Here is a 23,366-nt window from a genome sequence, read left to right as displayed (position 1 = left end):
TCACAATCAGGCTTTTTTGTATCGAAGTGTGGTAAAGCAGCCAGGCATCCGGTAATCTTTAACCTATCGTCATTCATGATACAGGGTTGTATGAATGCCAGTTGGCAGTAAATGGCAACAAATCTTAATAGCGTTAAGTTTATTTTTACTGCCTGTCTCGCCTGCGGTAACTGCAGATATTACTGCTGAGCATACTACTCCAGCATCTAAGCATACTGTGCCGCCTCCTTCGCCTCAAAAGCCGCTCGCCGATTACTTTACTGAAAGCTGGAGCAAAGTGCATGGGTTGCCGCATAACACTGTTAATGCCATAGCGCAAACGGCTGATGGTTATATCTGGTTTGCTACCTGGGAAGGTGTAGCTCGCTATAATGGTCGCGAATTTATCGTGTTTGATCGCAGCCCCGAGACCGGTTTACCAGATTCAGGCATTCGAGCCTTACATCATGACAGCGAGGGGCATTTATGGGTGGGTGGCTCACGGGGAGGCCTCGCCAGAGTGACGGCTCAGCAATGGCATGCTAAACAATCCATAGGAACTTTAATAAATCGCCTGTTGGCAGATTCTCAGCAACAACTGTGGATTGGTACAGAAGGTGGTGGTTTATATCGATTGGGGCCGGATCAACAAAGGCGGCATTGGTCACAGGCAGATGGTTTACCTTTTGATGCAGTTTACAGTTTGCTGGAAGACGAAGCTGGTCGCATTTGGGTGGGGACCGGCGCTGGACTAGTGTATGTACTGCAAGACAAACTGGTACCGCTGAATTTTCCCGAAATTAATCAAGCCCGAATTTTTGCACTGGCTGAGCGCGATAATGGTCAGTTATTAATTGGTACTGAACGTGGCTTGTTTCAATATGATCCTGACACACAGCACTTAACTGAGTTTCTGACAGAAGTACCGGTAACCGCCATCTTGTTACAACAAGACCTAATTTGGATAGGCACGGTCGATCGTGGTTTGTTGCGTTATAGTGATGGCCAGTGGGATCAGCTGGGGCAGGCTGAAGGCTTACCCAATAACAGGGTGTTGGATTTACTGCTGGACCGCGAAAACAGCTTGTGGGTCGGCACTAATGGTGGCGTATTCAGATTACGCGATGCCCCTTTTACCACTTATCAGACACAGCATGGCTTAGCGGATAATTTTGTGCGGACGGTGCTGTCTCATGCCGATGGCTGTCTTTATGTAGGGTCCAGTCGTGGCTTAAACCAGCGGTGCGATAAGGAATGGCGACGTCTGGATTTAAGTGAAGTCAGTATAGGGCAGTCAGTCCTTAGCCTGGCACAAGGTCTTAATAATACATTGTGGGTCGGCACTTACTCAGATGGTGCTATGCAATTGCAATTAACCCCTGAACTGAAAGTGTTACGCCATTACCGGGTAGGGCAAGGTCTGGCCGCGAATGAAATCAGAGCCATGCTTCCCTTGTCAGACGGGGCACTCTGGCTGGCCACTGCGCAGGGCGCCACCTTAATGGATGCAAGAGGTGTGGCGCAAAAGACATTAACTACCGAGCATGGCTTGCCGTCAATATTCAGTATGGCGCTACATAAAACAGCAGAAAGCAGCCTGTTTTTCGGCACTGGCGAGGGTGTAGCATTTACCCTGGGCGAACACTTGCAAACCTTGCCACTGAATCAACTGGACGATGCCGAATACGCTTTTGGTTTTTTAGAAGATAAAGATGCCGGTCTTCTTTGGTTGCCTACTGATCGGGGGCTGGTGGCGTTGGATTTGCACAGCGGTGATTTAACTATCATCGGCCGCCAGCAAGGTATTCCTTTTGATAAATTGTTTCAGCTGGTTCAGGACCAGCATGGTTATTTTTGGCTGAGTACTAACCGTGGCGTGCTGCGTTTCAGTCGGCAGCAGGCACTTGAAGTCGTGCGCGGCCAGCGTCAGCAGGTTGAGTTTGAACTCTATGGCGAAAGTGATGGTATGGCCAGTGCGCAGGCCAATGGTGGCTCTAATCCGGCTGCGGCATTGCATCATGATGGTACTGTCTGGATTGCGACGTCGCGCGGTGTCAGTGTAGTCAATCCCGATCACCTGTCCTCTATTTTGGCAATGCAACCGCCAGTGGTGATGGAAGCTTTATTAGTCAACGGTCAGTTGCAGGTGCCGCAGCAACACTATCAGCTTGCTGCGGGTGTTAATCGACTGGAATTACGTTATGTGGGCCTGGGCTACGTTATGCCACATCGCATTCAGTACCGTACCAAACTCGAGGGTTTTGATCTGGACTGGGTTAAACGCGGCAATCAGGTATATGCGGAGTATACCAACTTAGGTCCTGGTGATTATCTGTTCAGAGTGGCAGCCCGTTACCCAGATGGCCAGTGGAGCGAGCTTGATACAGCGATACAGATTAGTATTGCCCCCTTTATTTGGCAGCGGCTGGGTTTTCAGCTGTTCCTGCTACTGGTTTTAGCCAGTATATTGTTTTTAGCGGTACGTTGGCGTCTGGCGGCATTACAGCGCAGTGAGCTTAAACTAAAACAGCTGGTAGCCGAGCAAACCGCTGAATTGCAGCAATTAGCCCGCCAGGATGTACTGACAGGTATGGCTAACCGGCGGGCTTTTGATGAAGCCTTGCAATTAGAGTTTAACCGGGCGCAACGTTCAGGGTCTACTCTGTGTTTAGCCTTGCTGGATATAGACCACTTTAAACGGGTCAATGATCAATGGTCACATACTATTGGTGATGAAGTGTTAAAGCGGGTGGCGCTGCAATTTAAATTACATAGTCGTAATATTGATCATCTGGCGCGGTGGGGCGGTGAAGAGTTTGTCATGCTAATGCCCAATACTGATTTGACGGCCGCCAGCGAAGTCTGTGAGCGATTACGGTTAATTATTCAACACACTGACTGTGAAGATATTGCACAGGGTTTGCAATTAACTATTAGTATCGGTCTGGCTGCCAATGTCGGTATGCAAGATAGTGAACAACTGTTACAACAGGCTGACAAAGCATTATACCAAGCTAAGCACACAGGCCGAAACCGCTTAGTGGTGATTGATTGAATCGCAACTACCTCGATCGTCAAAGTAAATAAAAATTCATAAAAACAGCATAATAATTCTTGATTGCGACTAATGGCCAGTCTACACTAGCGGCTGTTTTATGCTATATGTTGTAGCTACCGTTTTAAATCGAGAGAGTGTCATGTCTGTTTCATCTATTTTACCGGACAAAATTCGTAGTGCAGTACTGGGGGCCGCAGGTTACAGCGGTGCTGAATTGTGTGCACTGTTAACTCAAAATCCGTATTTTGAACTTAGTTATGCTTTTGCCTCCGGCGGTCGTGACAGTGAACCTTTGTCCAGCCTTTATCCTCGGTTAGCTGCACAGGTTGATATACTGGTTGAACCCTGGCAAGACCAGCGGCTTGCCGATTTAGACGTTGCCGTAGCTTTTTTAGCACTACCACATGAAGCCAGTGAAGCTATCGCCCCTAAACTCTTGGCAAAAGGCATTAAGGTTTTTGATTTATCTGGTGCTTTTCGTTTGAAGCAACCTGAGTTATACCCAGAGTATTATGGCTATAGCCATCAGCACCCTGAGTTGTTATCCCAGGCTGTCTATTCGTTAATGGAGTGGATTGATAAGCCACTGGGGGAATTGGTGGCGGTACCGGGTTGTTACCCTACTGCCTGCGCGTTAGCGCTGCTACCGGTGCTCAGGGCGGGTTTAGTGCTTGATGACTGTATTCCTGTGATCAGCGCCACCAGCGGTGTGTCAGGCGCGGGGCGTAAAGCCAGCTTGAGTACCTCTTTTTGCGAAGTAGGCTTAAATGCCTATGGGTTTTTTAAGCACCGCCATCGGCCAGAAATCGAGCAGACGCTGGGGCGAAAAGTGGTGTTTACCCCGCATTTAGGTAACTTTAAACGCGGTATTCTGGCCACCTGTGTCGTCAATTTAAAAGCCGGGGTATCCAATGCCCAGGTAGATGCGGCCTTTGCCAGTGCTTATCAGGGTAAGCCGTTAATCCGTTTTAGCAAGACATCACCTAATGTGGCGGATGTTGCCGGTACGCCATTTTGTGACTTGTACTGGCAGCAGGATGGTGAGCAGCTGGTGATCATGTCGGCCATAGATAATTTATTAAAAGGCGCCGCCGCACAGGCGATGCAAGCGGCTAACGTGCGTTTTGGTAAACCTGAAACCTCAGGTCTGTTACCAGGAGCTGTGGTATGAAACCTGTCGTTTTAAAAATGGGCGGCCGCTTATTACAAGATAGAGCCGCACTGGATGCTTTGCTAACGGTTTGCGCCAGTATCAAAACCCAGCGGCCAGTAATTCTGGTGCATGGCGGTGGCGATCAGGTTGATCAGTGGTTAGCGAAATTTGGTTTTAACACCGAAAAAATTGATGGCCAGCGGGTGTCGCCTGCAGAGCAGATGCCGGTGATCACTGGCGCTTTAGCGGGTGCCGTTAATGCCGAAATGGTCAGCCGCGCTATGCTGGCCGGTTTAAAACCGGTGGGCCTAAATTTGTCTGCCGGTGGCGCTTGTCAGTTTACCGTTAATCAGCGCCTGGGTGCGGTGGGTATTGCTAAACCAGCCGATCCAGCATTGTTAGAGGTATTGCTGGCTCAGGGTTTTACCCCGGTGTTTAGCTCTATTGGAATTGCAGCGGATGGGCAGTTACTGAATGTAAATGCTGATTTGGCTGCGGCAGCCATTTGCCAGTTGGTTAAAGGCCAGTTGGTTTTGCTGACTGATGTACCCGGTATTTTAGATGGGCAGATGCAGTTGATTGCGCAGCTAAGCCCGGCTGATGCTGCCAAACTGGTGGAGCAGGGCATTATTAAAGGTGGCATGAAAGTAAAATTGGATGCTGCTTTAGATACGGCAGCTGTGCTTAAAAGCAATATCGTTGTCGCCGGTTGGCAGCACCCGGAAGATTTAATCAACCTGATGCAGGATAAGCCCGTGGGCACCTGTATTCTTTACTAACCCAAAGCGTCAGCGGGCGCTTTAAATAAGGATACCGCTTAGCGGATACGCGTGTTTTATGAGTAAATTAACCCAGCTGCTCTGTCTGGCTGAACTGGATCAATCACAATTATCTGCGCTGCTTGAATTGGCGCTACACATCAAACAATCACCTGAGACCTATCAGCATGCGCTGAAAGGTCGCAGTATAGCGCTGTTATTTGAAAAGCCTTCACTGCGAACCCGGGTCAGTTTTGATGTCGGCATCAATAAGCTCGGTGGCCATAGTGTTTATCTTGATCAGCAAAATGGTGCTTTGGGTGTGCGCGAATCTGTCGAAGACTTTGGCAGTAATCTGGCGTGTTGGACAGATGCCATAGTGGCGCGGGTTTACTCGCAAAAAACACTGGTCCAGCTGGCACTGAGCAGTAAAAAGCCGGTGATTAATGCGCTGAGTGATTTATATCATCCCTGTCAGGCGCTCGCCGATTTACTGACGTTAAAAGAACAGTTTGGTGATTTGAGCAAGGTGCATCTGGCCTTTGTTGGTGATGGCAATAATGTTTGTCATTCCTTAATGCTCGGCGCTGCTATTCTGGGTATGGATTTAACCGTGGTCACGCCTCAAGGTTTTGGGCCGGATGCACATGTGTTACTGAAAGCGCAGGGACTGGCAGAAAAAAGTGGTGCCAACCTTAGGTTAAGTCAGCATTTATCGTCAGCAGCCGGTGCCGATGCCTTGTACACCGATACCTGGTTGTCGATGGGCACCCGGGCTGATCCGGCTTTAATAGAGCAATTATTTTCGCCCTATCAAATTAATACCGCAGTGATGCAACGTTTGGGTGTTAAACATTTTATGCATTGTTTACCTGCGCACCGTGGGCAGGAAGTGACTTCCGAAGTGCTCGACAGCAGTTATTCCTTAGTATTACAGCAGGCCGAAAATCGCATGCACGCGCAAAACGCCGTATTAGTCAGTTTATTTAGTTGAGGTGAAAGATGAGTATTAAAAAAGTGGTGTTGGCGTATTCCGGTGGCTTAGATACCTCTGCCATAGTGCCTTGGCTAAAAGATAATTACGACTGTGAAGTCATTGCCTTTGTTGCGAATGTCGGCCAGGGTGATGAAGAGTTGGCTGGCGTTGAAGAAAAAGCCATTAAATCGGGTGCCAGCAGCTGTTATGTGGTGGATTTACGTGAAGAACTGGTGCAGGAAGTGATTTTTCCGACACTTAAAACCGGTGCCGTGTACGAAGGTCAGTATTTGCTGGGCACTTCTATGGCGCGCCCTGTCATTGCCCGTGCTCAAGTAAAATTAGCTTTAGAGTTGGGCGCTGATGCGCTGTGTCATGGTTGTACCGGTAAAGGTAATGATCAAGTCAGATTTGAGGGCGCTTTCGCGGCGCTGGCACCACAGTTAAAAGTGATAGCCCCCTGGCGTGAGTGGGAATTCAATTCCCGGCAATCGCTTTTGGATTATTTAGCGAAGAAACAAATACCTACTACCGCCTCTGCCACTAAAATTTATAGCCGGGATGCTAACCTGTGGCATATTTCGCATGAAGGTGGCGAAATTGAAAACCCATGGAATGAACCCTCAGAGCAAATCTGGATGTGGACTAAATCCCCAGAACAAGCCCCCGATCAAGCGGCATATATAGAGCTGAGCTTCGAAGCGGGTGAGCTGAGCAAGATTAACGGTAAGGCCATGGGCGGCGTTGCAGCCATTGAACTCTTGAATGAAATTGGTTCAGAGCATGGTGTTGGCCGTATTGATATAGTGGAAAACCGTTTAGTGGGCATGAAGTCCCGAGGTTGTTATGAAACCCCGGGCGGCACTATTCTGCTGGCTGCACTAAAGGGCCTGGAGGCCTTGGTTTATGATCGTACTTCGCTAAAATACCGCGAAGAGGTCGGTCAGGAGTTTGCGCAGCTGGTATACGATGGTCGCTGGTTTACGCCATTAAAAGACGCTTTACTGGCCGCTGCGACCTCGCTGGCGCAACAACTGACCGGTGATGTGGTGATTAAGCTGTACAAAGGGAATGTCACAGTAGCAAAACGCCGCTCGCCAAATAGCCTTTATTCAGAAGCCTTTGCGACTTTTGAGGGGGATGAAGTGTACAACCAGAAAGATGCGGAAGGCTTTATCCGGTTATACAGTCTGGCAAGCCGCATTCGTGCCTTACACGCGCAAAAGGATTAAGCATTATGGCTATGTGGGGAGGTCGTTTTACCGAAGCGACATTGGCTGAGTTTCGCGATTTTAATGATTCGCTAAGCTTTGACTATCAGTTAGCCTTGCAAGATATTGCAGCCTCAAGAGCCTGGGCTGCAGGGTTATTGCAAGCGGGTATTATCAACCAGACAGAAGCACAGCAGTTAGATGCTGGTTTAGCTGACTTAGCTATTGCCATTAAAGCTGATCCAAAATTGCCGCTGCAAACGCAGGAAGAAGATATTCACAGCTGGGTTGAAGCGCAGCTCACCACGACACTGGGCAATGTCGCCAAAAAACTACATACCGGTCGCAGCCGCAATGATTTGGTGGCAACTGACTTACGTTTATGGACAAGGTTAAGCAGTCAGCAGGTTCGTGCCAGTTTACTGGGGGCAATAGCAGCGCTATTAGCCTTTGCTGAGCGTGCGGGCAGTGCTGTAATGCCAGGCTTTACCCATTTGCAGCGGGCTCAACCGGTGTTAGTGGCACACTGGGCGCTGGCCTATGTTGAGATGTTTAAGCGCGATCTGGGGCGTTTAGATGATGCGTTAAAGCGGTTGGATGTCTGTCCACTGGGCTGTGGCGCCCTTGCTGGGACTGGGGTGGCGATTGACCGCCAGTTGCTGGCGCAACAGCTTGGCTTTGCGCAGGCCGCACTAAACAGTCTGGATGCCGTGTCAGACAGAGACTATGTGGTTGAGTTATCTGCTGCAGCCAGTTTATGTATGACACATTTATCGCGATTATCAGAAGATGTGATTTTTTTCTGCTCAGGCGAAGCCGGCTTTTTTAAACTGGGTGATGCTATCAGTAGCGGCTCATCTTTAATGCCACAAAAGAAAAACCCGGACGTGTTTGAGTTACTGCGCGGTAAAACCGGCCGGGTATTGGGGCATTTAGTGGCCATTTTGCATGTCCTCAAAGGCTTACCGCTGGCCTATAACAAAGATATGCAGGAAGACAAACAGGGCTTTTTTGATTTGATGGCCAGTTGGCAGCAAAGTTTGCGGGTACTGGCCACAGTGTTACCGCACTTAACCGTCAATGAAGCGCAGTGTCGCTTAGCGGCCGAGTTGGGGTATAGCAATGCCACAGACCTGGCGGATTATCTGGTCGCCAAAGGTGTTGCTTTTCGCGATGCGCATGAGTTAGCAGGTGAATTGGTGTTAGCTGCCTCAGCCCAGCAAAAGCCGCTAGAGGCATTGACTTTGGCGCAGTTTCAGCAGATATGCCCGCTTATTACTGAGGTTGTGTTTGCCGCGCTGACGATAGAGGCAGGTTTAGCAAAACGTCAGGCGCTGGGCGGCACTGCACCGCATCAAGTAGCGCAAGCCTTTATAGCGGCTAAGCAATGGCTTGAGTTGCAGACGAAGAGTTCGTAATTACGCAGAGCATGAATGGTATTGAGGGCAACATTGCCCTCAATACTAAATGTTAGACCCTACGCCAGTTACTCAAACAAATCGACTTCTTCTTTGTCTTGAGGTTTATCTGCATCAAAGCGCAATTGCGGTAAGGTGCTGCTGGCATATTGCGCTGGCTCAGTACCCAGCTTAAAAAACTCAAAGCTGCTAGTGTGATCCGCCTGACGGGTAAGTAAACCTGACTCTAAATCTATGCGTACTGATGAAATACCCATAGGTGGCGAGCTGGCTTGCTCGGGGTAGTCTTTTAATACCTGTGCCATAAAGCTCTGCCAGGCGGGTAAGGCAGTACGAGCACCCGCTTCAGTACCGGCGCTTTGTTCTACACCATAATTCGTATTGCGGGTCGCCGTGCCTAAACTGCGATTGGCATCATCAAAACCAACCCAACTGGTGACGGCCAGAGTAGGGGTGAAACCCGTAAACCAGGTGTCTTTTGAATCATTAGTGGTACCAGTTTTACCCGATAAATCGCGTCGCTTTAAGCTTTGTAAGCGCCAAGCGGTACCATTCCAACCAGTACCACGGCTCCAGTTACCGCCACCCCATACACTGCTCTTAAGTGCATCACTGATCAAAAAGGCATTTTGCTCAGAGATGACGCGTGGTGCACGTGTTATCTTGGGTTCATTTGCATCTGCATCCGCATCAACAGGAGCAGCAACATCATTAAATAACGCCGCTAATTGCTGCTCAGGGTCTAAATCCGTGTTTGTATCCGCTGCAACCTTGCTGTTAGCGGCTTGCTCAGCTAATTCATCAAGCTCGCATTGCGGGCAAGCCAGTAAAGGCTGATGTTGAAAAATAACTTCAGCTTGCTCATTGACTACCCGCTCAATGACATAGGGCTGCACCAGATAGCCGCCATTAGCAAACACTGCAAATCCTGTGACTAATTCCAGCGGGGTGACCGAAGCAGAGCCTAACGCTAAGGTTTCATTGCGGGGTAAATCTGAAGGGGCAAAACCAAATTTTTGCAGGTGATTGATTGTATTATCAATGCCCACACCTCTTAATAAACGTATTGATACTACATTTTTAGATTTTGCCAAGGCTTCACGGATCCGGATAGGACCATCATAGACGGCGGGTGAATTGCGTGGCCGCCAGGCAATTCCGGCATTGCTGTCCCATTGATGGATGGGCGCATCATTCATAATAGTAGCCAGTGTAAAATCTTGCTCTAGCGCTGCAGAGTAAATAAACGGCTTAATGGTAGATCCTGCTTGACGTTTAGCCTGAGTCACCCGATTAAACTGGCTTTGGCTAAAACTGTATCCACCAACCAAGGCCCTGATAGCTCCATCTTGTGGATCAATTGCCACCAGGGCACTGCTGGCAGCGGGTACCTGGCTTAGCCGCCAGTTGTCATCTTGCTGGCGAATAAGAATATGCATTCCAGGCTGCAAAATGGCCGCTGCATTGCGTGGGGCAGGACCCTGGCGTTCATCATTAATAAAAGCTCTGGCCCATTTTAAGCCATCCCACTCTAATGTCAGCTCGTTACCGCCGCGGGCTAACACCTGTGCTTGTTGTTCCTGCACGCTCAGGACAACTGCAGGGATCAGATCTTCGATAGACTGTTGCTGATTAAGGTAGGCATTGATCATATCCAGATCATATTGCGGCGCTTCTGATTCTGTTTCACTGGCCGGCTCTGCCTGTTCTAGATGCTGCCAGAGCAAGGCAACAGGGCCCCGATAACCATGGCGTTCATCATAGTTATACAGATTTTGCTGTAAGGCTTGCATTGCGGCCAGCTGGTGTTGGCTATTTACCGTAGTGTAGACGCGAAAACCTTCAGAATAAGCCACCTCTTCGCCATAGCGATTAACCATTTCCTGGCGGACCATCTCTGCAATATAGGGTGCTGTCGCGGTAATCTGAGCTCCATGGCGGCGGCTGATAACCGGAGCAGCTACAGCTTGTTGATAAGTTGCTTGGTCAATAACACCTGTAGCCAACATACGGCCAAGCACAATATTGCGCCTTACCCTGGCATTACTGGCAGAGCGAACCGGATTTAATACTGAGGGGGCTTGTGGTAAGCCGGCGATAATCGCCATTTCATCTACTGATAAGTCATGTACCGTTTTGCCAAAATAAACCTGCGCGGCGGCACCGACACCAAAGGAGCGGTGGCCCAACTCAATTTTATTTAAATACAGTTCGAGAATTTCATCTTTGCTCAGCAACTGCTCAATATGGATGGCTAAAAAGATCTCTTTGATCTTGCGCATGATCTTTTTTTCACGCGTTAAAAAGAAATTGCGGGCAAGTTGCTGAGTAATGGTACTGGCTCCCTGGGTCGCTTCACCAGAGCTAATAACGACCGTAGCCGCACGCATAATTCCAATAATATCGATGCCGGGGTGGTCATAAAAGCGAGTATCTTCAATGGCTAAGAACGCTTGGATCAGCAAAGGGGGCATCTCATCCAGTTTTAGCGGAATACGGCGCTTTTCACCAAATTGCGATATTAACTCCCCGTCATAAGTAAATACCTGCATAGGCGTTTGCAGTTTAACTTCCTTCAAGGTGGCTACATCTGGCAGTTCACTTCGCACATAAAAGTACATGCCAAGTACTGAAAGGATCGACAATAGGGATCCAACTAACAGCAGCAATAAAAGTTTTTTAACCCAAGACACTGAATAACCCCAATTTTTACTCCCAATTCCTTTACAACGCTGCTAGTATATATTTATTGGCAGTAGATTAAACGCTTTTTCTTGCTAAAAAACGGTGTCTGCGCTAAGAATACGATAATAATAATCATAACGTTAACACGGCCGCAGGAAGCTATGATAAATCGCCTGTTCAGTAAGCAAACCCCTATGATGGTGGGCATCGACATCGGAGCCCATTCAGTTAAAGCTGTGCTGCTCAGTCAGCACGGCAACCAGTATAAGGTGGAAGCCTTTGCCGTCGAACCCATGGCCAAGGGCGCAATGTCTGATCGTGAGATCCAGGACATTGAAGCTGTTGGTAATGTGCTCAGTAAGATCCGTAAAAAGATCCCTAGGTCTATAAAACATGCTGCTGCTGCAGTATCTGGATCTACGGTGATCAGTAAAGTCATTTTTATGGATGTGTCCTTAACCGATGCTGAACTTGAAAGTCAGATAGAGGTTGAAGCCGATACACTGATCCCATATCCACTTAATGAAGTCAGCCTTGATTTTGAGAAGCTAGACGTTAATGAATCTGATCCGTCTAAGGTAAATGTGTTACTCAGTGCAGCACGAACCGAAAGTGTTGAAGCAAGAGTGGCCGCATTAGATAGCAGCGGTTTTGTTGCTAAAGTGATTGATGTCGAAAGTTATGCTTTAAGTCGTGCTGCCAGCCTGTGTTTAAAGCAGTTGCCTGATGATGCTTCTTCTAAAGTAGTGGCCATGGTAGATATTGGTGCCACCATGACGCTATTAAGTATCGTCGAGAAAGGCAAAACCTTATATACCCGGGATCAGGTGTTTGGCGGTGAGCAATACACCCGCAGCATTTTGTCCTACTACAATAAAACCTATGATGAAGCAGAGCTGGCTAAGGTTACCGGTGATTTACCACCTAACTATACCTTTGAGGTATTAGCACCTTTTCAAACCATGTTACTGCAACAAATCCGTCGTGGTATCCAGATGTATCTGACTAGCAGTGGTAAAGATGCTGTAGATTACTTAGTGGTGTCTGGTGGAACCGCATTAATTGAAGGCATAGATCGCTTATTAATAGATGAATTGGGTATTCATACTGTAGTCGCTAATCCGTTTAAAACGATGGAAGTAGCAACTTCAGTAGACCGCGAGCAATTGAATAAACAAGCATCGCAATTAATGGTTGCCAGTGGTTTGGCTTTACGGAGTTTTTCAGCATGGCATATATAAACTTATTGCCGTGGCGTGAAGCGGCTAGAAAAGAAAAACAACAACAATATGTTACGCTGCTTGCTGCTACTGCCGTGGTGAGTTTTTTAGCGTTTTTCCTGATTAACATGGTCTATGGTGCTCGCATCGAAGGCCAGTACCAGAAAAATCGGTACTTAGAAAACGAAATCCGGGTTCTGGATCAGCGCATTGCAGAGATCAGAACACTCAATGAAACTAAACGTAGTTTACAACAACGTATGACGTTAATTGAGCAGTTACAGGGTAGCCGGAATCTGGGTACTCAAATTATGTCAGAAATAGCCTCCATCGTTCCTTCTGGCGTTTATTTGACGCAATTAGAGAAAAAAGGTAATGCCTTGCTGCTGATTGGCAAAAGTGAGTCAAATAACCGACTCTCAACTATGCTCCGTGATGCAGATGATTCTGCATTATTGTCAGCGCCTTTATTAGAGTTTATTGAAGCCGGTCAGGATCAAACCCGTTTATTAAGTAACTTTAAAATGCACCTTCAGGTGGAAGGTTACGAAGCTCTGCAGGATGCTACTGCACAGGGTGGAACACAATGAAAAATTTCAATTTATCAGACATTGATCTGAACGATCTTGACCTGGAGAACATGGGCTCCTGGCCTGTTGTGGTAAAAGTTGCCTTTGGTGTAATCGTTGCCATACTTGTTTCTACACTGACCTATTTCTTGTTTATAGATAGCAAAATAGATGAGCTTACTGCAGCCAAAGCTAAGGAAGCAGAGTTAAAACAAACGTTCAGTGCGCGCTATGCATCAGCCGTTAACCTCGATTTGTATAAACAGCAAATGGTAGAAATGGAAAATACCTTTTCATTTTTATTGAAACAGCTGCCAACAACTCATGAAACGCCCGGCTTGCTGGATGATATTACTTATGTGGGTACTACCAGCGGTTTGACGTTCTTGCGGATTAACTGGGAGCCGGAAATTGAAAAAGAGTTTTACACCGAGCTACCGATTAAGATCGATGTAGTAGGCGACTACCATCAATTTGGTAACTTCGTCAGTGAAGTGGCCAAACTACCACGTATTGTCAGTCTGCACGATTTTACTATTCAAATGGAACGTAATGAACGGTTGCGCTTTAACGTAGTAGCGAAAACTTATCGTTATAAGGAGACGGCACAATGAGAAAGTGGTTGTTTGTCGTCTCAGCCAGTTTAATACTTACAGGCTGTTTTGATGATCTAAGTGAAATTCAGGACCATATGGATTCAGTTAAAGCAAATACCCGACCAAGGGTAGAACCTTTACCTGAGGTCAAGGAATTTGTGCATATCGCTTATGGCTCGCAAAATAGTCGCAGCCCATTCTCTGAACCCAGACCAGAAGCAGTTCAGGATCGTTTCTTGCAAGTGCAGGACTGTCTGCATCCGGATCCACGTCGCCGTAAAGAGCCACTAGAAAAATATGCTCTGGATAACTTACGGATGCGCGGAACTTTAGGTGATACCGGTAATATCTGGGCGTTGATAGAAGCGTCGGATCGAACCCTGCACAGGGTTACACTGAATAACTATGTAGGCTTATTTCACGGCCGGGTGATCAGTGTTGAACCTACGCATGTGGAATTATTAGAGTTAATCCCGGACGGGGCAGGTTGCTGGAAAGAAAGAACGACCATGATTCAAATGGTTGATGCAGCAGCAGTGGCAAGTAATCGATAGGTGTGTGAGTATATCATGGATAAAATAATCAAAAAAATAGCCTCTGGAATTACCGGCACAACCTTAGGTTTGCTCGCGTTATTGGTGGCCTTGCCTGCCACAGCAGTACCTCTGTTATATGATGTACGCTATAACCCCTTATTAACAGGCGAAACTGAAATCGAATTTATTTTCGATGAAGATTTATACACTGACCCCAGTATTCAGGTATTTAACGAACCTGCCCGTATAGAGTTATTTTTTGATAACTCTGACTACGAAGAAAAACTGGAAGAAGTACTGATTGATAAAGCGGGCGTGAAAAGGGTTAAGTCTGAATTTGTAGGCGATGGCTTCAAATCAGTTATCTACCTGGATTATCTGAAGATTTACCGCACCAGGGTGCGTGGAAATGTGTTCTACATGCACATCTCTGATAACCCGACAGCGGGTCAGATTGGTCAGGCTGCAGATGTTACGCCAACGTATATTAACCGTTTGCAAGCGATTGATTTTCGTCGCGGTGAAAAGGGCGAAGGTCGCGTATTAGTATTTTTACGTGAAAATACCGCGGCTATCGATGTGGCTGAGCGCTTGGGTAAATTGGAAGTCGAATTCCATAACACTGATATTTTAGATGAGCTGTTATATCAGTTAGACGTAATGGACTTTGGTACCATTGTTAAAAGCATCGAGACTTTTAAAGAAGGCGCCTCAGCAAGATTGGTGATTGATACCACTGCTGAATTCACCTACACCTACCAGCAGATTGATAACATCTTTACGCTGAATATTGAACGCGACACTACTAATCGCAGTATTTTAGGTGGTGGACGCGAGTATAAGGGTCGCCCTATCTCATTGAATTTTCAAGATATTTCTATCCGGACTGTACTGCAGATTATCGCCGACTATAACGGTTTTAACTTAGTTACCAGTGATTCTGTTACCGGCAATATCACGCTGCGGCTTGATGGTACGCCATGGGACCAAGCATTGGATATAGTGTTGCGGGTAAAAGGCCTGGACAAGCGGATGGATGGCAACATTCTCATGGTCGCACCCACTGAAGAACTGGCAGCGCGTGAAGCCCGTGAGCTGGAGGCTAAACTAAATGTTGAGCAGCTAGAACCCTTGTTCTCCGATTTTTTGACTATTAACTATGCCAAAGCGGGTGATTTAGCGGGCCTGCTTGGAAATCGTGACGCAACACTGTTATCAAGCCGCGGTAGTGTCGTGGTGGATGAGCGTACTAATACCATTCTGATCAAAGATACGGCGCGTAACATTGAAAGTGTTCGCCGTTTAATCGAAAGACTTGATATCCCTGTGCGTCAGGTGTTAATTGAATCTCGTATGGTTACGGTTCGTGACAGTGTGACTGATGAGTTGGGTATTCGCTGGGGTTTCAGTGACCAGCAAAGCACTAGTGGTGGTAATCGTGGTGTATCTGGTAATGCACCGGGTGCTAATACCGTCTCTACTGGTAACTTCCCTGCGCTGAATGACCGTTGGAATGTAAACCTGCCTATTCAGAACCCGGCCGGTAGTATTGCTTTCCATGTGGCTCGTCTTGCTGATGGTACCTTGTTAGATTTAGAGCTGTCTGCGCTGGAGCAGGAAAATAAAGGTGAAATTATTGCCAGCCCGCGTATTACTACTTCTAACCAAAAAGAAGCGCGTATTGAGCAGGGTGTTGAAATTCCTTATGTACAGGCGGCGTCTAGTGGTGCCACTACCGTTGAGTTCAAAAAAGCGGTGTTAAGCTTAACCGTTACGCCGCAAATTACCCCGGACAATAAAATCATATTGGACCTGGTAATTACTCAAAATACCCGTGGTGAGACAGTACAAACCCCTACAGGCCCGGCAACGGCCATTGATACTCAGCAAATTATGACGCAAGTGCTGGTTGATAATGGTGAAACCATCGTACTGGGTGGTATCTACCAACAGCAAATCCTGTCGACTGTGTCTAAGGTACCGTTGTTTGGTGATATTCCTTACGTAGGCGCCTTATTCCGTTCAACCCGCGATGTTAATGAAAAGAATGAACTACTGATTTTTGTTACCCCGCGTATTTTGACTGAAGGTCTGTAATCAGTAATCTGCAGGGACAACCTTAGTTGTCCCTGCAGATTTATCTTGCCAATGAAAGGCCATTGCTGACATAATTCAGCGCTTTAATTTTTCGCGGGAGCCTTTTGGTCCTTCAATTCAACTTTTCATTGAGTTAGCTGATTTAGCAATACGACTTATGGCAGAAAAACGTAATATCTTCCTTGTTGGCCCAATGGGTGCTGGTAAAAGCACGATTGGACGTCATTTAGCAGACATGCTTCACCTTGATTTCTTCGATTCGGATCAGGAAATAGAACGCCGTACTGGCGCTGATATTGCCTGGGTATTCGATTTGGAAGGCGAGGAAGGCTTTCGGGTGCGCGAAGAAGGCGTTATCCAGGATCTAACCGAGCTGCAAGGTATAGTGCTGGCTACCGGTGGTGGCTCTGTGTTGAGTAAAGAAACCCGTAACCGGTTATCTGCACGTGGCATAGTGGTATATCTGGAAACCCCTATCGAAAAGCAAGTAGCCCGTACCCAGCGTGATAAGCGTCGCCCGTTACTGCAAACTGAAGAAGCACCTCGTGAAGTACTTGAGCGTCTGGCAGCAGAGCGCAATCCACTGTATGAGGAAATTGCCGATTTTACCGTGCGTACGGATGAACAAAGTGCCCGTGCTGTGGCCAATCAGATCATCAATCAAATAGGTTTTTAACCACTGTTTCAGGAGTGCTGCAATGCAGAAAGTTGATGTACAACTTGGCGAGCGCAGCTACCCCATTCACATTGCGGATAGTTTCACGGCGGCTTTGCCGACACTGGCCGCTGCGCAGCAAGTGGTAATTATTTCCAACCCTGTCGTTGCTGAACGCTATCTTGACAGTGTACAAGCCTTATTTCCTGCAGCTAAACCACGGCACTTTTTAGTGCCCGATGGCGAGGCTTATAAAACCCTGGCATCATTCGAGCAGGTACTCAGTTACTTAATGACAGAGGGTTTGTCACGTGATCTGGTGCTGGTAGCACTGGGCGGGGGCGTCATTGGCGATTTAACGGGTTTTGTAGCAGCGTGTTTTCAACGTGGCGTACGTTTTGTGCAATGCCCGACAACTTTGTTATCACAGGTAGATTCTTCTGTTGGCGGGAAAACGGCGGTCAATCATCCGCTTGGCAAAAACATGATAGGTGCCTTTAAGCAGCCAGAGCAGGTGATCATCAATACTCAAGTACTGCAAACATTACCGGCACGTGAATTTGCGGCAGGCATGGCAGAAGTCGTTAAATACGGTCTGTTGGGCGATGCAGCTTTTTGCCACTGGTTACTGCAGAACACTGATGCCATTAACCAGCAGCAGCCTGAGATATTAGCCGAAATGATAAGACATTGCTGCCAGATGAAAGCAGATATCGTTAGTCGTGATGAAACCGAACAAGGTGAGCGCGCTTTACTTAATTTAGGCCATACGTTTGGTCATGCTATTGAAGCCTTTATCGGCTATGGCAAATGGTTACATGGTGAAGCGGTGGCAGCAGGTATGATGATGGCTGCGCGGCTGGCATTTACCAGAAGCTGGATTTCTACTGATGAACTGGCCTTAACACAACGCTTAATTAGTAGTTTTGGCTTGCCCATCACAGCACCAGAGGGTATGAAGATCAGCGACTTTATGCCTTATATGAAAACCGATAAAAAAGTTAAAAATGGCCAAATGCGCTTTATACTGCCGACAAAGCTTGGCGCAACACGCATTGTGTCAGATGTCACTGAGCAGGAACTATTTGCGGTATTCGACTGATGCAGCTAAAACATTTTGCTCACTCTTTAGCGGACTTTGCACATCTTTTGCCGACACAGCAAGAGTTGCTGCAACGTCTGCTGTTTCAACTGACCTTTAACGATTTAAAACGGTTTGCAATATTAGGTACTATTGGCAGTGGTAAAACGACCTTAGCGCTGGTTCTCGCTGAAGTGTTTTCCGCTGAGCATAATGTGGCGTTAATAAGTGCTGTGCAGGGAAGAGCAGAGCTGGAGCAACAGCTGCTGACTCAGTGGCTCGGAGCGAATCAGGCCAGCCATGTTGATTTTGAACAAGCGCTGCATCATCTGACTGCTGCAGACCAACCTTTAGTCTTATTAGTAGACAACTTTCAGCAATTTCCAGAAACCGAGCAACAATGGTTACTTGGTTTACCGGTATCGCTGTGTTGCTTTTGTGAATCGCCGCTAGCCAGTGCTCAGCTTAATTTGACGATTAACCCATTAACCCTGGCGGATGCTCAGCAGTTGCTGCAACAGGAGCAGTTAGATCCACTGACCCTCGCCAGCAGGTTAGCCGCGGCACAAGGCAATATTCGCCTGCTGCTCGACCCACCAGCGGCATCGGCACAGCGTTCAAGCGTGAAACCAGCATTGCCATGGCAATACTTACTACCAGGTTTAGCCTTGCTGTTGCTGTTGATTAGCAGTAGTTGGTACTGGTGGCAAACTGATAACGACAAGCAGACGTTAGGGTCTGCAGTGCCAAATCAACATACTGCTAAGCCGCAACAGCCTGACACGACGCTAACGCAAATAATCGAAGAACCAACAGTTCCTGCTGACGATGAGCAGCAAGCAGAGCCCTTCAAAGAGCAATCGGCCGCCAGCAATGAGTTTCCCGGCAACTTGACAGAGCCGCTTCCTTTAGCGGAAACCCTTGCTATCGAGCCTGAGCAGCCTGTGCTGGCACCAGAACTGACTGACAGCACAGATGAAAGTCATGAACTGATTCAGACTCAGAGTGAACCCGAGTGGCCTGCAGATGAGGCGATGTTACTGGCGGCATCTGCCAGCATGGTCGCGTTACAGTTTGCGGTATTATCTGATCTTGCCGCAGTAGAGCGCTTTGAACAGCAATACCCGGGGCTGATATTCTATCGCTATCAACGCAGTTGGCAGGGTAAGCTGCAGTGGGTATTACTATCTGAATTACAGGCTGATAGTTCGGCAGCGCTGAGTCTAATTGCAACCTTGCCAGCCAGATTACAGGCCGCAGGCCCCTTTGCCAAAAGCCTGCGCCCGGTGCAGCAGGAAATCAAAGCCTTACAACGGCTCCGCGAGCAGCAAGGGCAACAGCATGACTAAGGCTGTAAACAAAAAGCATCGGGCTTTTTTAAAATGGGCAGGTGGTAAATATAGCCTGGTAGACTCACTTCGACAGCACTTAGTAGCGACAGATACGCTGGTTGAGCCCTTTGTGGGTGCTGGCTCAGTGTTTTTAAACACCGATTACTCGCAGTATCAACTGTATGATATTAACGCTGACTTGATTCACCTGTATCAGATTTTACAGCAGCAGAGTGAGCATTTCATAGCTGATGCGCGGACGTTTTTTGTTGAGAGCAGCAATCAACGCGATAGTTATCTGCGCTTAAGGGATGAATTTAATCAGTGCACTGATCAGTATCAGCGGGCGTTATTGTTTTTGTACTTAAACCGGCATGGTTACAATGGTCTGTGCCGATATAATTTATCCGGTAAGTTTAATGTGCCTTTTGGCCGTTATAAAAAACCTTACTTTCCGGAAGCAGAGCTGCATTTTTTTGCTGAGAAAGCGCAGCGCGCGGTATTTCGTTGCGTCAGCTATCAGCAGGCTTTTGCTGCAGCTGAAGCGGGAAGTACGGTGTATTGTGATCCGCCTTATGTGCCCTTGAGCAAAACAGCCAGTTTCACCGGTTATGCAAAGCAGGGTTTTAGCCTGGATGATCAGGCGCAATTAGCCATTTTAGCGGAGCAGGCGCAACAACGGGGCATTAATGTGTTGATCAGCAATCATGATACGACCTGGACCCGGCAAATTTACCATCAGGCTAAATTAACGTCTATGCAGGTAGGGCGCTCAATTAGTCAGCAGGGAGCGACACGGGCTAAAGTTGCAGAGTTGTTTGCCAGTTATCCGGCTAAGCCAGTACCAGCCGCACGGTTAACAACAGCAACAGTACAAAAAACAGGGTAATGATCAGGCCGGCAATAATAAACGGGGCAGGACTGGAAGCGTTAAAATCTTGCTGTCGCTGCTGCTCAGATTGCACACCAATAAAGGCGCCCAACACTGCTTTTAGTACCTGGCGCCAACCAGGCTTGTTGGCCATGCTCAGGATTTGACCGGCTTAGTTGGATTAAGGCGATTAAGTAATTCAAGAAAATCAACAAAATGAAACTGAGTGGAGCGGCTTTTGCCGGCAAACCAATTAGCCCAGCTTTGTTGCAGTGATGTTTGACAGTGTGCAGCCTGGTCCTGACCACGATTACAAGATGCCGCAGCATCCAGCTGCCAGACCATGCCAACCAGTACAAGTATGACAGCAGCAATCGCCAGCTTACCAATATGGGTTATTTTCATGTAAATCCCTGTTAACGTATTAAATCAACGCCGCTAATAATACTTTATTTTCGGCGTTGTCTCAAGTTGATTATTTAGTATACGTTAAAGGCTAACAATGGATCTGCCCTTAAAAGCTTTTACTGACACTAAAAACCACCCGGCTATCACATAAATTGCAGTCTTTGATGTCAGTGCCGATATAGGCCAGCGCTAAGCCCGCCCCTAGCAGCTCGGTACTCAGGCTCACGCCATAATCCAGATAACTGGCAGAGCTGTCATCACGAAACTCGTTTTGACCAATATGAAAATCCACTGTCAAAGCGTCGCTAATGGCATAGCTGTAGCCAGCATAGGCATAGATGTAACTACCACTATTGCCATAGTAATCATCGCTATAAGCTAATCCCAATGTAAAATCTGCATAGGATACTGAGCCATACAATTCCCAGAAATTTGAGCCGGCAAATTCAGTATTCGGGTAACCGTAGCGCATTATACCGACATCAGCGGACCAACCCTCTGCGATATCACCACTCCAGCCTAGCAAAACATCCAATTCAAGGGTTCCCTGACCACCAAAATCAACACTAGAGCCCCATACTGAAACGTAAAAGCCTGATTCATTGCTCAGGGTTAGTCCGCCCTGTATGGCAGGCGCTTCTTCCGTTTGTGAAATACCTCTGAAGACATAATCTGAGGTGAAGGTAATGTCGCCGCTAAGTTCAACGGCTGCCAGACTAAAACTGCTGCCTGCCAATGCCAGTAACAGTGCGCTGGCTACCCGGGTGTGTTGAGTTGTGTGTTTTGTCATTTTTATTACCTTTTTATGTGAGTTCCCTTGGCTAACTATTCCAAGATGCATGCCATGGGTTTAAGTTAATATAAAACAGAGGCTTATAATAATTTGGCGCTACTGATATACCTATGTTTGCGCTGTGCTGGTGCGTGATTGCTTGGTTTTTGTGCAAAGGGTAGCTGGTGGGTATCACGTGCAATTTGCTGGTGAATTCAGTAAAGTCTGCGTTTTAGCTTGTCAGGAACTTAGTCATGTCACCATTTTTAATTGCTCCTTCGATTTTATCGGCTGATTTTGCCCGTTTAGGTGATGATGTTGCCAAAGTTCTGGCTGCAGGTGCCGATGTGGTGCACTTTGATGTGATGGATAACCATTATGTGCCTAACCTGACAATGGGACCAATGGTATGTAAAGCCTTGCGTGACTATGGCATTACCGCGCCAATAGATGTGCATTTGATGGTGGAGCCGGTAGATAGCCTGGTCCCGCAATTTGCTGAAGCGGGGGCCAGCATTATTACCTTTCACCCGGAAGCTTCGCGCCATATTGACCGCAGTTTACAACTGGTTAAAAGCCACGGCTGTCAGGCGGGTTTAGTGTTTAATCCGGCAACACCACTGAGTTATCTGGACTATGTGCTGGATAAAGTGGATGTAGTATTACTGATGTCAGTGAATCCGGGGTTTGGCGGTCAGAAATTTATCCCGGCAACCTTAGATAAACTGGCCGCTGCCCGTCAAATCATTCAGCAAAGTGGCCGGCCTATCCGGTTGGAGATTGACGGTGGTGTTACCGTCGATAATATTGCCGATATTGCAGCGGCAGGTGCCGATATGTTTGTCGCCGGTTCAGCTATTTTTAACAGTCCGGATTATGCGCAAACCATTGCAAAGATGCGGCAACAGCTTGCAGCGGTGTCGCGCTAACGCAAATAAACAGTATAATAGCCTCCATTTTTACGACTGACACAGGATTGAATACAGCATGAGCAGTAAACCCATAGTACTTAGTGGCGCCCAGCCATCAGGACAGCTGACCATTGGTAATTATCTGGGAGCCCTGCGCCAGTGGGATCAAATGCAGGATGATTACGATTGCTTGTACTGTATTGTTGATTTACATGCTATCACGGTACGTCAGGATCCGCAGGCGCTACGCAATGCCTCGCTGGATAGTTTAGCGCTGTATTTAGCCTGTGGCATCGACCCGAAGCGTTCGGCCGTATTTATGCAATCGCATGTGCCTGAACACAGCCAGTTAGCCTGGGTACTAAATTGCTATACCCAGTTTGGGGAGCTTGGCCGCATGACGCAGTTCAAAGACAAGTCAGAGCGCCATAACAATAACGTTAACGCTGGCTTATTCACTTATCCGGTATTAATGGCGGCTGATATTCTGCTGTATCAGGCCAACCAAATTCCGGTCGGCCATGATCAAAAACAACACTTAGAATTAGCCCGTGACGTGGCGATGCGCTTTAATTCGGCACATGGCGATATCTTTACTGTGCCTGAGCCTTATATTCCACAGGTCGCGGCCCGGGTAATGAGCTTGCAAGACCCGACGAAGAAGATGTCTAAATCGGATGACAATCCGTGGAACTTCGTCGGTTTACTTGAAGATCCAAAGATGATCAGCAAGAAGTTTAAAAAGGCGATGACAGACTCTGAAGACCCGCCACGGGTGCGCTTTGATATCGATGCCAAGCCTGGCGTAGCCAATCTGCTGAGTATCTTAAGTGGTGTTACCGGTAAAGCGGTGGCCGAGCTGGAAGCCGAGTACGAAGGCAAGATGTACGGCCATTTAAAAGGCGATGTGGCTGATGCGGTTATCAGCCTGCTGGAGCCGGTGCAAAAGTCCTTTACCGAGTTACGGGCAGATTTACCCACGCTGCAAAGCGTGATGCGTGCTGGTGCCGAAAAAGCCCGCAGCCGCGCGGCAGCAACACTGGCTAAAGTAAATGATGCGGTAGGTTTTGTACTGCCTTAA

21 protein-coding genes are annotated in these 23,366 nt (G+C 47.6%); 17 read left to right on the top strand and 4 right to left on the bottom strand.

What is annotated here, in order from left to right; translation table 11 throughout:
* Window positions 1-94 precede the first annotated feature (94 nt).
* The 6 genes from V7D78_RS00555 to argH all read left to right on the top strand — a co-directional run bounded on the left by V7D78_RS00555 (window position 95) and on the right by argH (window position 8,553).
* A complete protein-coding gene (locus tag V7D78_RS00555; RefSeq protein ID WP_333606470.1) occupies window positions 95-3,034 on the top strand; it encodes a diguanylate cyclase in 2,940 nt (979 codons plus the stop codon).
* A gap of 142 nt (window positions 3,035-3,176) precedes the next feature.
* Window positions 3,177-4,208 carry an N-acetyl-gamma-glutamyl-phosphate reductase gene (argC, locus tag V7D78_RS00550; protein WP_333606469.1) on the top strand — a complete coding sequence of 344 codons (1,032 nt, stop codon included), beginning with the start codon at window positions 3,177-3,179 and terminating at the stop codon, window positions 4,206-4,208.
* Window positions 4,205-4,969 carry an acetylglutamate kinase gene (gene argB / locus V7D78_RS00545; RefSeq protein WP_333606468.1) on the top strand — a complete coding sequence of 255 codons (765 nt, stop codon included), beginning with the start codon at window positions 4,205-4,207 and terminating at the stop codon, window positions 4,967-4,969. The genes argC and argB overlap by 4 nt, the downstream gene beginning before the upstream one ends.
* A gap of 58 nt (window positions 4,970-5,027) precedes the next feature.
* The gene (locus V7D78_RS00540) at window positions 5,028-5,942 is read left to right on the top strand and encodes an ornithine carbamoyltransferase (RefSeq protein ID WP_333606467.1); all 915 of its coding nucleotides are present in this window, start codon (window positions 5,028-5,030) and stop codon (window positions 5,940-5,942) included.
* An 8-nt stretch (window positions 5,943-5,950) separates the two neighbouring features.
* Window positions 5,951-7,156 carry an argininosuccinate synthase gene (locus V7D78_RS00535; RefSeq protein ID WP_333606466.1) on the top strand — a complete coding sequence of 402 codons (1,206 nt, stop codon included), beginning with the start codon at window positions 5,951-5,953 and terminating at the stop codon, window positions 7,154-7,156.
* Window positions 7,157-7,161: 5 nt separating this feature from the next.
* Complete coding sequence (argH, locus tag V7D78_RS00530) at window positions 7,162-8,553, top strand: argininosuccinate lyase (protein ID WP_333606465.1); 1,392 nt, start codon at window positions 7,162-7,164, stop codon at window positions 8,551-8,553.
* A 68-nt stretch (window positions 8,554-8,621) separates the two neighbouring features.
* Here argH and V7D78_RS00525 read toward each other — a convergent pair whose 3' ends face one another.
* A complete protein-coding gene (locus tag V7D78_RS00525; RefSeq protein ID WP_333606464.1) occupies window positions 8,622-11,198 on the bottom strand; it encodes a penicillin-binding protein 1A in 2,577 nt (858 codons plus the stop codon).
* A 201-nt stretch (window positions 11,199-11,399) separates the two neighbouring features.
* On the opposite strand from V7D78_RS00525, the gene V7D78_RS00520 reads away from it, so the two are divergent.
* From V7D78_RS00520 to V7D78_RS00480, 9 genes are all read left to right on the top strand, one after another.
* A complete protein-coding gene (locus V7D78_RS00520; RefSeq protein WP_333606463.1) occupies window positions 11,400-12,479 on the top strand; it encodes a pilus assembly protein PilM in 1,080 nt (359 codons plus the stop codon).
* Window positions 12,467-13,048 (top strand): PilN domain-containing protein, encoded by a 582-nt coding sequence (locus V7D78_RS00515; protein WP_333606462.1) that lies wholly within the window; start codon window positions 12,467-12,469, stop codon window positions 13,046-13,048. The genes V7D78_RS00520 and V7D78_RS00515 overlap by 13 nt, the downstream gene beginning before the upstream one ends.
* Window positions 13,045-13,641 (top strand): type 4a pilus biogenesis protein PilO, encoded by a 597-nt coding sequence (locus V7D78_RS00510; RefSeq protein WP_333606461.1) that lies wholly within the window; start codon window positions 13,045-13,047, stop codon window positions 13,639-13,641. The genes V7D78_RS00515 and V7D78_RS00510 overlap by 4 nt, the downstream gene beginning before the upstream one ends.
* A complete protein-coding gene (locus V7D78_RS00505; protein ID WP_333606460.1) occupies window positions 13,638-14,177 on the top strand; it encodes a pilus assembly protein PilP in 540 nt (179 codons plus the stop codon). The genes V7D78_RS00510 and V7D78_RS00505 overlap by 4 nt, the downstream gene beginning before the upstream one ends.
* 15 nt (window positions 14,178-14,192) lie before the next feature.
* Window positions 14,193-16,256: a type IV pilus secretin PilQ gene (locus V7D78_RS00500; RefSeq protein ID WP_333606459.1), complete on the top strand. Its 2,064-nt coding sequence runs from the start codon at window positions 14,193-14,195 to the stop codon at window positions 16,254-16,256.
* 157 nt (window positions 16,257-16,413) lie between these two features.
* Window positions 16,414-16,932: a shikimate kinase AroK gene (aroK, locus tag V7D78_RS00495; RefSeq protein ID WP_333606458.1), complete on the top strand. Its 519-nt coding sequence runs from the start codon at window positions 16,414-16,416 to the stop codon at window positions 16,930-16,932.
* 22 nt (window positions 16,933-16,954) lie between these two features.
* Entirely contained in the window at window positions 16,955-18,013 is a 1,059-nt protein-coding gene (gene aroB, locus V7D78_RS00490; protein WP_333606457.1) for a 3-dehydroquinate synthase, read from the top strand.
* Complete coding sequence (locus V7D78_RS00485; protein ID WP_333606456.1) at window positions 18,013-19,341, top strand: SPOR domain-containing protein; 1,329 nt, start codon at window positions 18,013-18,015, stop codon at window positions 19,339-19,341. Before aroB ends, V7D78_RS00485 begins: the two co-directional genes overlap by 1 nt.
* Window positions 19,334-20,212 carry a Dam family site-specific DNA-(adenine-N6)-methyltransferase gene (locus V7D78_RS00480; RefSeq protein ID WP_333606455.1) on the top strand — a complete coding sequence of 293 codons (879 nt, stop codon included), beginning with the start codon at window positions 19,334-19,336 and terminating at the stop codon, window positions 20,210-20,212. The genes V7D78_RS00485 and V7D78_RS00480 overlap by 8 nt, the downstream gene beginning before the upstream one ends.
* Here the strand turns inward: V7D78_RS00480 and V7D78_RS00475 are convergent.
* From V7D78_RS00475 to V7D78_RS00465, 3 genes are all read right to left on the bottom strand, one after another.
* Window positions 20,157-20,348 (bottom strand): DUF2970 domain-containing protein, encoded by a 192-nt coding sequence (locus V7D78_RS00475; protein WP_333606454.1) that lies wholly within the window; start codon window positions 20,346-20,348, stop codon window positions 20,157-20,159. The two genes, V7D78_RS00480 and V7D78_RS00475, sit on opposite strands and share 56 nt — an antisense overlap.
* A gap of 2 nt (window positions 20,349-20,350) precedes the next feature.
* A complete protein-coding gene (locus V7D78_RS00470) occupies window positions 20,351-20,599 on the bottom strand; it encodes a hypothetical protein (RefSeq protein ID WP_333606453.1) in 249 nt (82 codons plus the stop codon).
* A gap of 109 nt (window positions 20,600-20,708) precedes the next feature.
* Complete coding sequence (locus tag V7D78_RS00465; protein ID WP_333606452.1) at window positions 20,709-21,392, bottom strand: TorF family putative porin; 684 nt, start codon at window positions 21,390-21,392, stop codon at window positions 20,709-20,711.
* A 236-nt stretch (window positions 21,393-21,628) separates the two neighbouring features.
* On the opposite strand from V7D78_RS00465, the gene rpe reads away from it, so the two are divergent.
* Together rpe and trpS are read left to right on the top strand one after the other, a co-directional pair.
* Window positions 21,629-22,303, top strand: coding sequence for a ribulose-phosphate 3-epimerase (gene rpe, locus V7D78_RS00460; RefSeq protein ID WP_333606451.1), 675 nt, complete (start codon window positions 21,629-21,631; stop codon window positions 22,301-22,303).
* A 58-nt stretch (window positions 22,304-22,361) separates the two neighbouring features.
* Complete coding sequence (gene trpS / locus V7D78_RS00455; RefSeq protein WP_333606450.1) at window positions 22,362-23,366, top strand: tryptophan--tRNA ligase; 1,005 nt, start codon at window positions 22,362-22,364, stop codon at window positions 23,364-23,366.

Origin of the sequence: Arsukibacterium sp., assembly GCF_036735525.1 — a bacterium.
Classification (GTDB): domain Bacteria; phylum Pseudomonadota; class Gammaproteobacteria; order Enterobacterales; family Alteromonadaceae; genus Alishewanella.
The sequence above is the reverse complement of the archived record's forward strand: the minus strand, read 5'-3'. Positions and strand labels throughout refer to the sequence as shown.

Bases quoted from the DNA above. Each gene is read 5' to 3' on its own strand.
- V7D78_RS00500 (WP_333606459.1), top strand. From the start codon at position 14,193: ATGGATAAAATAATCAAAAAAATAGCCTCTGGAATTACCGGCACAACC.
- V7D78_RS00510 (WP_333606461.1), top strand. From the start codon at position 13,045: ATGAAAAATTTCAATTTATCAGACATTGATCTGAACGATCTTGACCTG.
- aroB (WP_333606457.1), top strand. From the start codon at position 16,955: ATGCAGAAAGTTGATGTACAACTTGGCGAGCGCAGCTACCCCATTCAC.
- V7D78_RS00535 (WP_333606466.1), top strand. From the start codon at position 5,951: ATGAGTATTAAAAAAGTGGTGTTGGCGTATTCCGGTGGCTTAGATACC.
- V7D78_RS00480 (WP_333606455.1), top strand. From the start codon at position 19,334: ATGACTAAGGCTGTAAACAAAAAGCATCGGGCTTTTTTAAAATGGGCA.
- V7D78_RS00475 (WP_333606454.1), bottom strand. From the start codon at position 20,348: ATGGCCAACAAGCCTGGTTGGCGCCAGGTACTAAAAGCAGTGTTGGGC.
- argC (WP_333606469.1), top strand. From the start codon at position 3,177: ATGTCTGTTTCATCTATTTTACCGGACAAAATTCGTAGTGCAGTACTG.
- argB (WP_333606468.1), top strand. From the start codon at position 4,205: ATGAAACCTGTCGTTTTAAAAATGGGCGGCCGCTTATTACAAGATAGA.
- rpe (WP_333606451.1), top strand. From the start codon at position 21,629: ATGTCACCATTTTTAATTGCTCCTTCGATTTTATCGGCTGATTTTGCC.
- aroK (WP_333606458.1), top strand. From the start codon at position 16,414: ATGGCAGAAAAACGTAATATCTTCCTTGTTGGCCCAATGGGTGCTGGT.
- V7D78_RS00485 (WP_333606456.1), top strand. From the start codon at position 18,013: ATGCAGCTAAAACATTTTGCTCACTCTTTAGCGGACTTTGCACATCTT.
- V7D78_RS00470 (WP_333606453.1), bottom strand. From the start codon at position 20,599: ATGAAAATAACCCATATTGGTAAGCTGGCGATTGCTGCTGTCATACTT.
- V7D78_RS00465 (WP_333606452.1), bottom strand. From the start codon at position 21,392: ATGACAAAACACACAACTCAACACACCCGGGTAGCCAGCGCACTGTTA.
- V7D78_RS00515 (WP_333606462.1), top strand. From the start codon at position 12,467: ATGGCATATATAAACTTATTGCCGTGGCGTGAAGCGGCTAGAAAAGAA.
- V7D78_RS00505 (WP_333606460.1), top strand. From the start codon at position 13,638: ATGAGAAAGTGGTTGTTTGTCGTCTCAGCCAGTTTAATACTTACAGGC.
- V7D78_RS00540 (WP_333606467.1), top strand. From the start codon at position 5,028: ATGAGTAAATTAACCCAGCTGCTCTGTCTGGCTGAACTGGATCAATCA.
- trpS (WP_333606450.1), top strand. From the start codon at position 22,362: ATGAGCAGTAAACCCATAGTACTTAGTGGCGCCCAGCCATCAGGACAG.
- V7D78_RS00520 (WP_333606463.1), top strand. From the start codon at position 11,400: ATGATAAATCGCCTGTTCAGTAAGCAAACCCCTATGATGGTGGGCATC.
- V7D78_RS00555 (WP_333606470.1), top strand. From the start codon at position 95: ATGCCAGTTGGCAGTAAATGGCAACAAATCTTAATAGCGTTAAGTTTA.
- argH (WP_333606465.1), top strand. From the start codon at position 7,162: ATGGCTATGTGGGGAGGTCGTTTTACCGAAGCGACATTGGCTGAGTTT.